The 14781-nt window shown below is 63.2% G+C and carries 13 protein-coding genes; 4 read left to right on the forward strand and 9 right to left on the reverse strand.

Annotated features, from left to right (window positions below; genetic code table 11):
- The first annotated feature begins 56 nt into the window (after positions 1-56).
- From LQK84_RS23370 to LQK84_RS23380, 3 genes are read left to right on the forward strand one after another with little or no spacing between them, the layout of a single operon-like run.
- Complete coding sequence (locus LQK84_RS23370; RefSeq protein ID WP_230831209.1) at positions 57-1247, forward strand: divergent polysaccharide deacetylase family protein; 1191 nt, start codon at positions 57-59, stop codon at positions 1245-1247.
- 9 nt (positions 1248-1256) lie between these two features.
- Entirely contained in the window at positions 1257-1775 is a 519-nt protein-coding gene (locus LQK84_RS23375; RefSeq protein WP_230831210.1) for an RNA pyrophosphohydrolase, read from the forward strand.
- Between the two features lie 56 nt (positions 1776-1831).
- Positions 1832-2659 carry an alpha/beta fold hydrolase gene (locus tag LQK84_RS23380; RefSeq protein WP_230831211.1) on the forward strand — a complete coding sequence of 276 codons (828 nt, stop codon included), beginning with the start codon at positions 1832-1834 and terminating at the stop codon, positions 2657-2659.
- A 49-nt stretch (positions 2660-2708) separates the two neighbouring features.
- Here the strand turns inward: LQK84_RS23380 and bfr are convergent, their stop codons facing one another.
- The 7 genes from bfr to LQK84_RS23415 all read right to left on the reverse strand — a co-directional run bounded on the left by bfr (position 2709) and on the right by LQK84_RS23415 (position 11594).
- Positions 2709-3194 (reverse strand): bacterioferritin, encoded by a 486-nt coding sequence (bfr, locus tag LQK84_RS23385; protein ID WP_230831212.1) that lies wholly within the window; start codon positions 3192-3194, stop codon positions 2709-2711.
- A 98-nt stretch (positions 3195-3292) separates the two neighbouring features.
- Positions 3293-3598, reverse strand: coding sequence for a (2Fe-2S)-binding protein (locus tag LQK84_RS23390; RefSeq protein WP_230831213.1), 306 nt, complete (start codon positions 3596-3598; stop codon positions 3293-3295).
- A gap of 166 nt (positions 3599-3764) precedes the next feature.
- Positions 3765-5069: a nicotinate phosphoribosyltransferase gene (gene pncB / locus LQK84_RS23395; RefSeq protein WP_230831214.1), complete on the reverse strand. Its 1305-nt coding sequence runs from the start codon at positions 5067-5069 to the stop codon at positions 3765-3767.
- 19 nt (positions 5070-5088) lie between these two features.
- Positions 5089-5688 carry a bifunctional nicotinamidase/pyrazinamidase gene (gene pncA, locus LQK84_RS23400; RefSeq protein ID WP_230831215.1) on the reverse strand — a complete coding sequence of 200 codons (600 nt, stop codon included), beginning with the start codon at positions 5686-5688 and terminating at the stop codon, positions 5089-5091.
- A gap of 119 nt (positions 5689-5807) precedes the next feature.
- Entirely contained in the window at positions 5808-9245 is a 3438-nt protein-coding gene (locus tag LQK84_RS23405; RefSeq protein ID WP_230831216.1) for an error-prone DNA polymerase, read from the reverse strand.
- Positions 9242-10783 carry a Y-family DNA polymerase gene (locus LQK84_RS23410; RefSeq protein WP_230831222.1) on the reverse strand — a complete coding sequence of 514 codons (1542 nt, stop codon included), beginning with the start codon at positions 10781-10783 and terminating at the stop codon, positions 9242-9244. The genes LQK84_RS23405 and LQK84_RS23410 overlap by 4 nt, the downstream gene beginning before the upstream one ends.
- Positions 10683-11594 (reverse strand): ImuA family protein, encoded by a 912-nt coding sequence (locus LQK84_RS23415; protein WP_230831217.1) that lies wholly within the window; start codon positions 11592-11594, stop codon positions 10683-10685. Before LQK84_RS23415 ends, LQK84_RS23410 begins: the two co-directional genes overlap by 101 nt.
- A 165-nt stretch (positions 11595-11759) precedes the next feature.
- Between LQK84_RS23415 and LQK84_RS23420 the strand changes: the two genes are divergently transcribed.
- The gene (locus tag LQK84_RS23420; protein WP_230831218.1) at positions 11760-12197 is read left to right on the forward strand and encodes a metallopeptidase family protein; all 438 of its coding nucleotides are present in this window, start codon (positions 11760-11762) and stop codon (positions 12195-12197) included.
- A 57-nt stretch (positions 12198-12254) separates the two neighbouring features.
- On the opposite strand, the gene LQK84_RS23425 is transcribed toward LQK84_RS23420, so the two are convergent.
- On the reverse strand, positions 12255-13484 hold the full coding sequence (locus tag LQK84_RS23425) for a lytic murein transglycosylase (RefSeq protein ID WP_230831223.1): 1230 nt from the start codon (positions 13482-13484) through the stop codon (positions 12255-12257).
- Positions 13485-13752: 268 nt separating this feature from the next.
- Entirely contained in the window at positions 13753-14358 is a 606-nt protein-coding gene (recR, locus tag LQK84_RS23430; RefSeq protein WP_230831219.1) for a recombination mediator RecR, read from the reverse strand.
- Between the last annotated feature and the right edge of the window lie 423 nt (positions 14359-14781).

Below are 14781 nucleotides of genomic sequence, written 5' to 3' on the forward strand. Positions count from 1 at the left end.
GACGAACGGCGATCTGTCGTCGTCCGGGCCGCGGTTCCAGCCAGGCAAGAGCTTTCGTGAACAGCGACCTTCATGCGCCGCTCGGACAGAATCGCAAGGGGACGTCGAAAGGCGGTATCCCCTTTCGACGTATTCTGACAGGCGTCACCTGGGTTGCGGGCCTTGTCGTGATTGGCGGTATCTCGGTCTGGCCATGGTTCTATGGCGACAGGCTGCCCGACGCCCGCATGCCTCCGCCGCCGAAAGAGGCAGCCGCCAAGCCCTCGAACCCCGGCGGCAATCCCGGCGCCAATGTCAGCGGCCTTTCCAAGGGCAATGGCCAGGAAGGCGCCAACGTGGTCAAGCAGACCATGGACGATGGCTCGGTCGTCACCACCTATTCCCCGAAGGCACGCGACGGCTCCGGCCCGGTCATGATCAATGCCGGCAAGACGCAGGAGCGTCGGCTGGCCGGCATGCCCAATCTGGACCTGATCGAAGACACGCCCGAGGGCAAGCTGCCGAAGATCGGCCCGGATGGGCTGCGCCCGTTCGACTATTATGCCCGCTCATGGTCCGGCGCCCGCGGAACCCGCATCGCCATCGTCGTCTCCGGCCTCGGCATCAGCCAGACCGGCACGATGCGCGCCGTGCGCGACCTGCCGGAAGAGGTGACGCTGGCCTTTGCCGCCAATGGCAACAGCCTGTCGCGCTGGGTGCCGGAAGCCCGCCGCAACGGCCACGAAGTGCTGCTGCAGGTTCCGATGGAGCCGTTCGATTATCCGGACAACAATCCAGGCCCCGGCACGCTCGTGACCTCCAAGGGGACGGCCACCAACATCGCCAACCTGCATCAGGACATGGCACGGATGGACAGCTATACCGGCGTGATGAACTATCTCGGCGGCAAGTTCCTCTCCGACCCCGACGCGCTGGAACCGGTGATGCGCGACATTGCCGCCCGCGGACTGATGTTCCTCGATGACGGCTCAACGGCCCAGTCGCTCAGCGGCCAGCTGGCCGGCGCCCTTTCCGTGCCGCATGCCTTTGCAAGCCTGACACTCGACACCGAGGTGAACCAGGGCGCCATCCTGAAGAAGCTTGACGATCTGGAGCGCATGGCCGCCCGCAACGGCACCGCCATCGGCGTCGCCGCCGGCTTCGACGAAAGCATCACCGCCATCAAGAAATGGGTGGACGCTGCGCAAGGCCGCGGGATAGAAATCGTCGGCGTATCCGCGCTTGCCGACACCCCTGCAAAGAACTGAGCCAGCCACATGAAAGACAAGAAGATCCTCCGGGCGGAAGATCTGCCCTATCGCCCCTGCGTGGGCGTCATGGTGATCAACCGCGACGGCCTCGTCTGGGCCGGACGCCGGATCCCGGAAGAAAATTCGGAATATGACGGCTCGCCGCAGCTCTGGCAGATGCCCCAGGGCGGCATCGACAAGGGCGAAGAGCCGCTGGAGGCCGCCTGGCGCGAACTCTACGAGGAAACCGGCATCAAGTCGGCAAGCCTGCTGGCCGAGGCGCCGGACTGGATCAACTACGATCTCCCCGCACAGCTGATCGGCATCGGCCTCAAGGGCAAGTATCGCGGCCAGACCCAGCGCTGGTTCGCCTTCCGCTTCGAAGGCTCGGAAGACGAGATCGCCATCAACCCGCCACCCGGCGGCCATTCGGCCGAATTCGACGCCTGGGAATGGAAGCGGATGGAAGAGCTCCCCGAGCTCATCGTGCCCTTCAAGCGTGAGGTCTACCTGAAGGTCGTCGCGGCGTTTCGACACCTCGTCTGATCTTGACTTTTCCGCCGGCCGGATTGTTATATATCATAACCATTCCGGAGGCTGTCATGGAAGATCGCACAATTCGCATCGATGGTATTCAGGTTCGCTATCGGCAGGCTGGCAACAGCGGGCCTGTTCTTCTCTGCATTCACGGCATTGCCGCGTCGCTGGAGGTCTGGGAGAAGCAGCTTGAGGGATTGTCGGATCGGTTCCGGGTTATCGCTCTCGACCTTCCCGGTCACGGCCTCTCGGAGATCAACCAGCGACCTTTCGATCTTCCCGACTTCGCGGAATTCTGCTGGCATTTCCTTGATGCGCTCGGCATGGACAATGCCTTCATTCTCGGCAATTCGATGGGCGGTGGCATTGCACTCCTGATGGCGGGCCAGCAGCCGGAGCGGGCGCAGAAGATCATTCTGGCCGCCGCAGCCTCACTGGGTCGCCGCTCCCCCTTGCCATTCCGCCTGATGACCCTGCCCCTCCTCGGAGAGATCATGAACAAACCCGGCAAAGCGGCAGTGGACCAGCAATTGCACGCCATCTTCTTCGACCAGGCTTGCGTCACAGCCCATATTCGCGATTGCGTGACCCGCAATGTTTTCAAGCCAGGTGGTGCGACAGCGTTTCTGAAGACGCTCCGCACCATCACCGATCTCGGCGGGCAGCGTCAGGTCGTGGTGCAGCGTTCGCTGACGACGCTGCGGTCGCTGCGGATGCCGGTCCTGTTCATCCATGGTCGCCAGGATGCGGTCTTGATCGTAGATCATTCGATAGAGGCGCAGAAGCTCACATCGAATTCCCGGATCATCCTGCTGGAAGAATGCGGCCATACACCGCAATGGGAAAAGCCGTCGCAGTTCAACACCGCAACGGCTGAATTCCTGTCGAGCTGATGCGTCGCCTGCCGGGTTTCCAGACCCGGGCAGGCTTTGCCAACGTAGCTTATTCCGCTTCGTCGGCGGAGGCCGCGTTCAGCAGGCCGTAGCGCTCTTCACCGATCTTGCCGAGAAGCTCGAGCTGGGTTTCCAGGAAGTCGATATGGCCTTCCTCGTCGGCCAGCAGCCCTTCGAAGAGCTGCATGGTGACGTAGTCGCCGGCTTCGTAACAGATTTCGCGCGACTTCTTGTAGGACGTGCGGGCGTCATATTCGCCGGCGAGATCGGATTCCAGCACTTCCTTGACATTCTGGCCGATACGCAGCGGCGCGACCGTCTGCAGGTTCGGATGACCTTCGAGGAAAATGATGCGCGCGACGATCTTGTCGGCATGCTGCATTTCCTCGATCGATTCGGCGCGCTCCTTCTTGGCGAGCTTCTGGTAGCCCCAGTCTTCCAGCAGGCGATAATGCAGCCAGTACTGGTTGACCGCGCCGAGTTCGAGGAACAGAGCCTCGTTCAACCGTTCGATGACTTTCTTGTCGCCCTTCATAAGCATCTCCTTAGGGTGTGAAAATATCTCGCCCTGGCTCTCCCGAACAGGGCGTCCTGACGATTATCAGGCAATTTGAGGAAAACTTGCGGCGGAGATCAGGCAACGCGCGGATTGCGCCGCTCGCGCAGGGCCGTCTTCTGCTCTTCTTCGAAACGGCGCAGCCGTTCCATGAAGTCGACCACCTTCTCGTCGGAGAAATTGCGCTTGCGATGGAATTCTTCCGTCGTCGAAACGATGATGTCGACGACATTGGGGAAGCAGCCGCAACAGCGGCCCCGCTTCTGCATGGCGTGGTAGACCTTGCCGGGAACGATCAGCTGCCAGCAATCCTCTTCGAGAAATCCGTTAATGACATCGCGGATCTCGGCGTCGGTGATGAAATTGCAGCTACAGACCAGCATGGCGACAGCTCTTTAAACCTATCTTCTTGTCTCCACTTTAATCAAAACCGGAGACTGTTTGTCAAGATAGATCGATCACTGAATCCGTTCACGTTTGTGAACGCTGCGTCCCGAATGGAAACGCGCCTCCAAAGGACGCATGTTTCCCCTCCAGAGCTCCTCGGGTTCAGACCTTGAGCTCGAGCTCGGCGAAATCCTCCGTCCCGAAAAAGCGCTTGTAGCGCTCGACCTCGGCCGGTTCGCCCGTCGCCTTGCGTGGATTGTCGGAGAGCTTGACGGCAGGCCGGCCATTGACATGCGACACCTTGCAGACCACCGAGATCGGCAACAGGCCGGGCGTGTCGCGCGGCGAGCAATCGGCGAAATCGTTGGTGAGGTTGGTGCCCCAGCCGAAGCTCATGCGCACGCGCCCCTCGAAATGACGATAGGTCTTGATGATCGTCTCGACGTCGAGACCGTCGGAAAAGACCAGCAGCTTGCCGCGCGGGTCGCGCCCCTTCTTTTCCCACCACTCGATGATCTTCTGGCCGCCTTCGATCGGCGGCGCGCTGTCCGGGCGGAAGCCGGTCCAGTCTGCCACCCAGTCTGGCGCATTGCGCAGGAACGACGCCGTGCCGAAGGCATCCGGCAGCACGATCAGAAGGTTGCCGCCATAAAGCTGGCGCCAGTCTTCCAGCACCTTGTAGGGCGCATAGGCGAGTTCCGCATCGGTCTCGGCAAGTGCCGCCGCCACCATCGGCAGTTCATGCGCATTGGTGCCGAGCGCTTCGAGATCGGTGTCCATGGCAAGCAGCACGTTGGACGTGCCCGAAAAGCCCGCGCCGATCCCTTCCTTCAGGGCTTCCACGCACCAGCGCTGCCAGAGGAAGGAATGTCGCCGCCGCGTGCCAAAATCGGAAATCCTGAGCGCCGGATAGCGCTTCAGCGCCTCCACCTTCGTCCACATCCGCGCCTTGGCACGGGCATAGAGAACGTCGAGTTCAAAGCGCCCGAAGCCCTTCAGCGCGGCGCGCGAACGCAGCTCGTTGATGATGGCAAGGGCCGGAATTTCCCACATGGTCGTCTCGGCCCACGGACCGGAGAATGTAAGTTCATACTGACCATCACGCTTTTCCAGCTGATATTCAGGCAGGCGGAAATCGGCGAGCCATTGCAGGAAATCCGGCGAAAAGATCTGCTTGCGGCCGTAAAACGTGTTACCCGCCAGCCAGATCATCTCCTTCTTGGAGAATTTCAGCGTGCGGGCATGATCGAGCTGCTCGCGCAGCTCGCCCTCGTCGATGACATCGGCGAGCCGCACCGTCTTGGTGCGATTGATCAGCGAGAATTCGACATTCACGTCCGCATATTGCTGCCAGATCATCTGCTGCATCAGCAGCTTGTAGAAATCCGTGTCGAGCAGACTGCGGATGATCGGGTCCAGCTTCCAGGCGTGGTTATAGACGCGGCGCGCCAGATCGGTCTTGGTCATGATGCCCTCCCGGCGGCAATCAGGCGATGGTGACGCCGGCGTCGCGCATGCGGCCGATCATCGTGGCAACGGACCCGCCAAGGTCGATGCCGCGGCAGGCCTCCAGCCGGACATCGGCCCTGAAGCCGAGCGAAACGGCATCGAGCGCCGAATAGGCGACGCAATAATCCGTCGCCAGCCCGCAGAGCGTCACCTGGTCGATGCCGCGTTCCTTCAGATAGCCGCCAAGCCCTGTCGGCGTCTTGTGATCATTTTCGAAAAAGGCCGAATAGCTGTCGATACCGGCGCGGAAACCCTTGCGGATAACGAGCTCGGCCTTCGTCCAGACGAGCGCGGGATGAAAGGCAGCACCTTCCGTTCCCTGCACGCAATGGTCGGGCCAGAGCGTCTGGCGCCCATAGGGCATGTCGATATCCGTGAAAGGCTGGCTGCCCGAATGCGACGAGGCGAAGCTGGAATGTCCGGCCGGATGCCAGTCCTGCGTCAGCACGACATGCTCGAACTCGCCGATCAGCCGGTTGACGGCGGGCAGGATCGCGTCGCCCTCTGTGACGGCGAGCTTGCCGCCCGGGCAGAAATCGTTTTGCACGTCGATGACGATCAGCGCCTTGCCGCTCATGCCGCTCTCCATTGGCATCCGGAGTGCCCGTGATCCTGGCGGACCCGCAAAGGCGCTCTAACATTTTGAATTTGCGCATCGAAGGGAAATCACAGTTCGTCTCCGGCCACAAGGCGCGTTCAATGAAAATTCCGCCCCTTCGGCATGACGTCCGCCGCAGGGATGTAACGCGGCACCAGAGCCGGCGGCAGGGGCGGCCCGGATCCATGCCCGGACGCAGAGGAAGACTCCGGCAAACCACCGCGCCGCCAGTCATCCTCGTGGCGCTTCTCACGCTGGTCGACCCCCGGCCGGCGCACCTCATCGGCTCGAGCCAGGCTTTCCAGATCAGCCCCCTGCGCCTCCAGAAGCCCGAGGAGCGGCGAAGAATCCTCGATATGCTCGGCCACCAGATGAATGACACCCTCCGCACTCTGTAAGCGTCCACGCACCTTGACAAGCCGCGCGCCCATGACGACCGGCCGGAACTGCTCGAACACCTTCGGCCAGACGATGACGTTCAGAACGCCGGTCTCGTCCTCCAGCGTCATGAAGATCACCCCCTTGGCCGTCCCCGGCCGCTGGCGCACCAGCACAAGTCCAGCACCCGTCACCCGACGGCCATTCGGTGAGGCCTTGACGCGCTCGGCCGTGCCAACCCCCATGGTGGCAAGCTTCTCGCGCAGGAAGGAAAGCGGATGCGCCTTCAGGGAGAGCGTGAGATAGCGATAATCCTGCACCACATGTTCGCTGTCGCGCATCTTCGGGAGCAGAACTTGCGGCTCCGCCTGAATGCCATCCATGGGGTCGGAGACTGTCTCGGACATGGACATGGTCACGGATAAGGCATCGGCCTTCCGCTTCGCCGCCTCGAAAAGCGGCATGGCCTCCGCCGCCGATTTCTGATCGAGCGCACGCGCCTCCCACAGCGCCTGCCGCCGGTCGAGCCCCATGGAACGGAAGCAATCCGCGTCCGCCAGCCGTTCGATGACAGAGCGCGTCAGACCCGAGCGCAGCCACAACGCCCGGATCGACGGATAGCCCGCGCCACGATGCGCCACGAGCTTCTTCATATCCTCCTCCCCCAGACCCTTGACCTGATGGAAGCCGAGCCGGATCGCCCGTCTCGTCTCGATGACACCCGCCATGGATCGATGCGGCCCGGCGATCCGGCGCGGATCGAAGACCGTCTCTTCCAGCGTCGAATCCCAGTCGGACAGGTTCGCGTCGACCGGCCGCACCTCGACGCCATGTTCGCGCGCATCGCGGACCAGCTGGCCCGGTGCGTAAAAGCCCATGGGCTGGGAATTGAGAAGGGCGGCGCAGAACACATCCGGATATTTCGCCTTCAGCCAGCACGACGCATAGACGAGCAGCGCGAAGGAGGCGGCATGGCTTTCCGGAAAACCGTAATCGCCGAAGCCCTCGATCTGCTGGAAACAGCGCAGCGCGAACTCCGCCTCGTAACCATTGGCAACCATGCCGGCGACCATCTTGTGACGGAACTCATGGATCGTCCCGAGCCGCCGGAAGGTTGCCATGGCGCGGCGCAGCTTGTCGGCCTCCGCTGGCGTGAAGCCTGCCGCGACGATGGCGATCTTCATCGCCTGTTCCTGGAAGAGCGGCACCCCCATCGTCCGCCCCAGAACCGCGCGCAACTCCTCCTTCGGATAGGTGACTTTCTCCAGCCCCTGCCGGCGCTTGAGATAGGGATGCACCATGCCGCCCTGGATCGGACCGGGCCGCACGATCGCCACTTCGATCACCAGATCGTAGAATTCCCTCGGCTTCAGCCGCGGCAGCATCGACATCTGCGCCCGGCTCTCGATCTGGAAGACGCCGATCGTGTCGGCACGGCAGGCCATGTCATAGACAAAACCCTCTTCCTTCGGCATGGAGGCAAGCGTCATCGGCCGCTGGTAATGGTCTTCCAGCAGCTTGAAGGCCTTGGCAATGCACGTCAGCATGCCGAGTGCCAGCACGTCGATCTTGAGAATGCCCAGCGCGTCGAGATCGTTCTTGTCCCATTCGACCATGGTGCGCTCTTCCATGGCGGTCGGCATGATCGGCACCACCTCGTCGAGCCGGTCGCGGGTGATGACGAAGCCGCCCGAATGCTGCGTCAGATGGCGCGGGAAGCCCATCAGCGTCGAGGCATGATCGAGCACCCGCCGTGTCAGCGGATCGCGGATGTCGAGGCCGGCGGCACGCGCCTCACGCTCACTCAAATCCTTGGTCGACCAGCCCCAGATCGCCCCGGACAGTGCCGACTGCACATCCTCGGACAGACCCAGCACCTTCGCCGTCTCCCGGCCTGCCGAACGCGCCCGGTAGGTCGTCACCGCCGCCGCCAGTCCCGCATGGTCGCGCCCGTAGCGCTCGTAGATATATTCGATCACCTCGTCGCGTCGCGCATGTTCGAAATCGACATCGATATCGGGCGGCTCACGCCGCTCCGGCGAGATGAAGCGCTCGAAGAGCAGATCCGTCAGATTGGGATTGACCTCGGTGATGCCGATGCAGAAGCAGACGGTGGAATTGGCCGCCGAGCCACGCCCCTGGCAAAGAATTTGCTTCGAGCGCGCAAAGGTCACCAGATTGCGCACGGTGAGAAAATAGGGCTCGTACTGCAGCTCTGAAATGATCGCCAGTTCGTGCTCGATCTGCCCTGCGACCTTTTCCGGCACGCCCTCGGGGTATCGGTCAGCCGCGCCCTCCCAGGCCAGCCGCCGCAGCGTCTCGGCCGGCGTTTCGCCGGAGAAGGATTCGTCCGGATATTGATATTGCAGCTCGTCCAGCGAGAAGCGGAGACGCGCGAAGACCATATGCGCATTGTCGATGGCGTGAGGATAGTCGCGGAAGATACGCGCCATCTCGGCCGGCCCCTTCAGGTGTCGCTCGGCATTGGCCGAAAGCAGAAAACCGGCATCGGCCACCTTCACCCGATGGCGGATCGCCGCGACAATATCGGCAAGCGGTCGCCGCGCCGTATCGTGATAGAAGGGCTCGTTGAGCGCGACCGGCGGCACGCCACAGGACCCTGCCAGGGCCGCAAGCCAGCCGAAATTCAGCCGGTCATTGCCATCGTAACGCGCCGAAAGACCGAGATGAACGGCATCGCCGAAGCGGGCCTTGAGACGGTCAAGAAGGGCGGCCAGCGGTTCGCTCTCCTGATCGACTGGCGGCAGGACGATGAGCATCAGGCCCTCGCCCCATTCCAGGAGATCGGCTTCGAAAAGCTGGCAGGTTCCCTTTTCGGCGCGCATGTTTCCCGCACTCAGCATCCGGCAGAGCCGACCCCAGGCGGGGCGATCGCCCGGATAAGCGAGAATATCGGGCGTCGCATCGCTGAAAACGAGCCGTGCGCCGGGGCGATAGGCAAAGCCACCCTCCTTGGCGGCAAGATGGGCGCGAACGACGCCCGCAACCGTGTTGCGGTCGGCAAGGCCGAGACCGGACAGGCCCGCGGCGCGTGCCGCCTTCACCATCTCCTCCGGATGGGACGCCCCTTCGAGAAAGGAGAAATTGCTGCGCGCGCCCAGTTCTGGAAAGGCAGGCTCGGGAAAGGGAATGGTCATGCGAAGACCCCATGCATGAACCAGCGCGGCGGCAATGCGCCCACGCCGTAAAGCCCCTCGCGATAGAGCCAGAAGCGCCGCCCGCCCTGATCCTCGATGCGGAAATAATCGCGCGGGCTTGCGGCCTCGCCATCGATCCACCATTCCGCCTCGATCCGCTCTGGCCCTTCGGCGCGGCTGACGCGGTGGAATGTGCGCCGCCAGCGAAAGGTGATCGGCGGCCCTTCCGGCACTTCGGCAATCGCCTCCACCGGTTCGGGATGGGCAAAGAGCCGCATGGGTCGAAGCCGCGCCGGCCAGCCGGGCCGCTGCGGGCTATCGTCGCGACTATACGGCGCGAGCGCCGAAGCGCGTTCGGGAACATGGCTCTCGTTCAGCACCGGCACGCGGATGACGCCGCCGCCCAGCCGCGCCTCGACCTTGCCGACAAAGTCATCCAGCGACAGATCCGAGCGTCCGGCACTGGCAAAATCCGGCTGGGTCGGGGCAAGCGGCCCGGTGACCAGAACGGCAAGCCGCACCGTCTCGAACCCATAGCCGGCATCGAAATCGTCGTGAATGGCGGCCAGACGCTCGCGGAAAAGGCCGGCGATACGGGCCGCCGTCTTCAGCGGTGCGGGCGAGCGGACGGTGATCGACACGACCTTGCCATCGACCCGATAAAGCGTCAGCGCGAAATTGAGCCCGCCGAGACCGCGCTGCGTCAGCGTCTCCTCCAGATTGCCGGCCAAGTGTTCGGCCAGCGCCAGAATATCCTCCTCGCCCGTCACCGGCTCGGCCAATTGCCGTTCGGCGGAAAGGGCGGCCACCGGCAGGCGCGGCGACACCGGTTCGCCTTCACGCCCCAAAGCCTGATCGAGCCGGGTGAGCACAGCCGGCCCGAAACGGCGGGCAAGCGGCGCGCGCGGCAGGTCCATGATATCGCCCGCCCGCTTCAGCCCGGCCTGGGCCAGACCGTCGAGAACCGCTATCTCAAGCCGCAAGGCCGCCAGCGGCAGGCCGCGAAGCATGGCCGCCTCCTCGCCCGTCGGCAGAACCTGCTGGCGGCCCGACAGCGCCATCGCATAGGAAAGGCCGGGCGTCGCCGAAATCGCCAGCCGCGCCTCGAAGCCCATGTGAAAGAGCCGTGCCGCCAGATCGTCGAACAGCGCCCGCTCGCCACCGAAAAGATGGCAGCAGCCGGTCACGTCGAGAAAGAGCGCCTTGTCGCCATGAAGCGCCACAAGCGGCGTATAGCGCCCGCACCAGTCGGCAAGGCTTTCGAGCAGCCGGAGATCGGCGTTAGGATCCGCCTCGATGACATCCAGCTCCGGCAGACAGGCCCGCGCCTCCGCCACGCCCTGACCGATGCGCAAGCCGACCCGCGCCGCCAGCTCGTCCAGCGCACAGAGCCGCATGGCATTGCGGATGCGGGCCGAAATGGCGACCGGCGGATGCTCAGGACGCCCGGCTGAACGCCAGGACGCGCCCCATCTGATCCGCGCGATCCGGTCCGTCGGCAGGCGCGGCAGGAGAACGGTGAGGATGCGCTGTCCCAGATGCGTGAACAGCGTCGGGCTGCAGGTCGGGTCTGGCGGCGTAAAATTGACGGTCATCGGCGTTCCACTCCATGACGAAGGCAAAGGGTGCGGGATTGCGGCTTTTCTCGACGGTGATGCGGAAGGCGGGATGGCCGATCGTGCCCGGCGCCGAAAAGTTTCCGATGCGGCGAAGACCGGCGGGCGCGGCCTCAACGAGAAAGCGAAGCTGGGCGGAGCTCGCCTCCTCCTCGCCCGCCTGGCGCAGCAGCAGAAGCGGCAGGCGGGCCTCCCGTGCCTTCAGATGTAGCCGCCGGCTTTCCGTCAGCCCGAACCTGGCCGGATTGCCGCGCACTTCCAGCACGATGGCGGAGAAGGCCTCGGTCTGGAGGGCTGCTTCCGCCACCCACAGCGCCTCCTCGATGCGGCGCGGATGCGCGGTGATCAGGCTTTCGGGACGAAGGCCGAAACTGACAAGGCCGGCGGCATGGGCAAGCCCCGCCTCGCGGCCGGCCTCCCGCTCCGAAATCCACAGAAGCGGCCGCTCGGGGCGCAGACGCTCCCGAACGAGCGACGAAAGCGCCAGCGCAAAACCCGTCGCCGCTCCCGCATCCATGGTGAATGCGGCGCGCAATTCGCAAAGCCCCGTCACCGGCAGCCCGCCTTCCAGCCGGGCATCGAAAGCCTCGACCCCCAGCGCCAGTCGCCCTGCCGCAGCCTCGGCAGGGGGCGTCTCCTCCAGCTTGCCCGTATGCTGGCGCCCTTCTTCGATTGCGGCGACGACCTGACGCAAGGCATGCAGGTTCGCCTTCGCCAAAGCGGCATTTGCCATGGCGTTCACTCCAAATTGTTCCTGTTATGTTCCTATGGATTCCAGAGCTTCACGCAAGAGTCAACGGGTCACATATAAGAATTTATTCCTGATTTAACCCTGACGCGAGAAACACCTCGAAATGCGTGTCGCGAATCTCTATATGGAGCACCAGAAAGGGAAATCATGGCCAATATCGACAGGTCGGACGACTGGCGTGATCGCTACTCGCCCTCCATGCAAGCAATGGAATCGCTGGCGCAGGAGGCTTTCAGCCATCTGCCGGAGGAATTCCGCATGCTCACCGGCAACCTGATCATCGAGCTGGCGGAGTTTCCCGACGACGACGTCTTCGAGGACATGGCGCTGGAAACGCCCTTCGACCTGCTGGGCCTGTTCGAGGGACGCGGCATCACCGAGCGCTTTTCGGTCGAAAGCGGCGACATGCCGAACCGCATTCTCCTCTATCGCCGCCCCATCCTCGACTATTGGGCCGAGAACGAGGAGACGCTGGGCGATATCATCACCCATGTCCTGATCCACGAAATCGGCCACCATTTCGGCCTGTCGGACGACGACATGCAGGCGATCGAAGACCGCGCCGACGAGATGCGAACGAGCTAAGCAATTCCAGAAAAAGTGTGAAGCGGTTTTTCGTTCGGAATTGCGGCAAACAAAAAATTACCGGATCTTTTCCTTCAGCGAAGCATCCGGATAGCAGGTCTGCTTCAGCCCGTTCTTGGCCTCGAAATCGCCGATGGAGCGCCGTGTCTTGTAGCCGGGCAGCCCGTCCACCTTGCCGACATCATAGCCCTTCTTGACGAGTGCTTCCTGCATGGCCTGCACGTCGGAGCGCAGCATCTTGCCGACATCGCCCCATTTGCCGGCAAAACCGCCGGCGCGCGGATTGGCGATGCGGTCGGCGAGATTGCCGACATAAAGCGCATAGAGGTCGGAATTGTTATATTCCTTCAGCACGTAGAAATTCGGCGTGACGATGAAATCCGGCCCGAAGCGCCCGGCCGGCATCATCATCATGCCGTCGCTCTTCAGTTCTGACGCCGAAAACGGCTTGCCGTCGATGCGGGTCACGCCCGCCGCCACCCATTTCGAGATCGGCCGGGCAAGATCCGGCCCCTCCTGGGCGCAGGAAAGGCTGTCGGGAATATTGGCCTCGACACCCCAGCCGCGCCCGCGCTGCCAGCCCTTCTTGGCCATGTAATTGGCAATCGAGGCGAGCGCATCGGGAACGGAATTCCAGATATCGACCTTGTGGTCACCATCGAAATCGACGGCATATTGCAGGAAGCTCGACGGCATGAACTGTGGCTGGCCCATGGCCCCCGCCCAGGAGCTTTTCATCGTCTTCGGATCGATCTTGTCGACCGCCGAAATCTGCAGAGCCGCGATCAGCTCCTTCAAAAACAGATCCTTGCGGGTCGACATGAAGGCTTTCGTCGCCAGAACCTGCATCGCCGGATAGGGCGAGGCGGCCGCGCCAAAGCCCGTTTCGCGGCCCCACAGCGCCAAAATGATCTCGCCCGGCACGCCATAGGTCTTTTCGAGACGCGCCAGCAGGCTCATGTGCTGCGCCCTGAGCTGCTGGCCTTTCAGCGCCAGCGTCGCCATCTTCTTGTCGTCGAAATAAGGGGCCGGTGTCGCAAATTCCGCCTGGCTCTGCTTCTGCTCCGGCGGCGGCTTTTCGCCCGGCGGCACGAGATCGGGCAGCGACCAGTTGAGCGTCACGCCCTTGAAGGCAGCCTCAAACGTGGCACGCGGCACCTTGTTCTTTTCCGCCTCCGGCCAGACGGTTTTTTCGAGCCAGGCACGGAATTGGGATTCGATGGCGGACTTGTCGAGGGCGAAAGCGGGTTGGGCGAGGAGGAGGGAGGAAAGGATTCCTAATGCGATAAGGGTTCTGGTGAAAAGCCCCCCTCTGGCTCGGCGCCCCTCTTCTCCCCTTGGGGAGAAGGTGGCGCGCAGCGCCGGATGAGGGGTTCCCAATGACCGTTGTGCCGCCAGACCCCTCATCGCCTCGCTTTGCTCGGCACGTCTCCCCAAGGGGAGAAGAGGGGCCGCACCGCAGTCACTGCCCCTCCCCCTTGTGGGGAGGGTTGGGGAGGGGTTTTTGCCACGAATGAAAGCCTTGATGACCAAGCCCATACTCCCTTTGAAAAACTCAAATCGCCGTCCGCGCCCGAAGTGCCGCCGTCAGCGTGCCCTCGTCGAGATAGTCCAACTCGCCGCCCACCGGCACGCCATGGGCCAGCCGGCTGATCTTGACCTCGAGGCCGGCAAGACGGTCGGTGATGTAATGCGCGGTGGTCTGGCCCTCGACGGTGGCGTTGACGGCGATGATCACCTCGCGCACGCCGCCTTCGGCCACGCGGTCGATCAGCGCGCGAATGTTGAGATCGTCCGGCCCGACGCCATCGAGCGGCGAGAGTGTCCCGCCGAGCACGTGATAGGCCGCATTCATGGCGCCGGCCCGCTCCAGCGCCCAGAGATCGGCGACATCTTCCACGACGATGATGACGGAATGGTCACGCGTCGGGTCGGTGCAGACCGTGCAGGGATCAGACGTATCGACATTGCCGCAACGCGAGCAGATGCCGACCTTCGTCACCGCCTCGCCCATCGCATGGGCCAGCGGCGCCATCAGCTGATCCTTCTTCTTGACCAGATGAAGCGCGGCGCGGCGCGCCGAACGCGGCCCCAGCCCCGGCACCTTCGCCAGCAGTTGAATGAGTTTCTCGATTTCCGGTCCGGTCACACGCTTTGCCATGGGCTCTTATGTAGTGGATGGGGTGAGTCTTGAAAACAGCGGGACGGTGGTTTCCTCGGACAATTCGGGGGATTGCGGCGGCGGTGCCTCCAGCCGATCTCCCCCCTTGCGGGGGAGATGCCCGGCAGGGCAGAGGGGGGTGCCTCACACTCTGATCTTCGTTGCATGTCCTGCCCCTTGATACCCCCCTCTGTCAGCTTCGCTGACATCTCCCCCGCAAGGGGGGAGATTGGCCTCGTGCCAAAAGCCCGGCAGGCGATCCGCCTCCGGGTTATGCTTCATTCTCATGACCTTCCTTTCCAGAAGATCGGCCGGGGCGTCTGCAACACCTCGTAATTGAATAAGTAATATGGCGTCCCAGACGCCCCGTTTCAGTCCTTGTCACTCAACGAACTTGGATCTCAACGCCCGGTCCGCCCCCGC

It is taken from the genome of Rhizobium sp. C4 (assembly GCF_021026315.1).
Lineage (GTDB): Bacteria > Pseudomonadota > Alphaproteobacteria > Rhizobiales > Rhizobiaceae > Ensifer_A.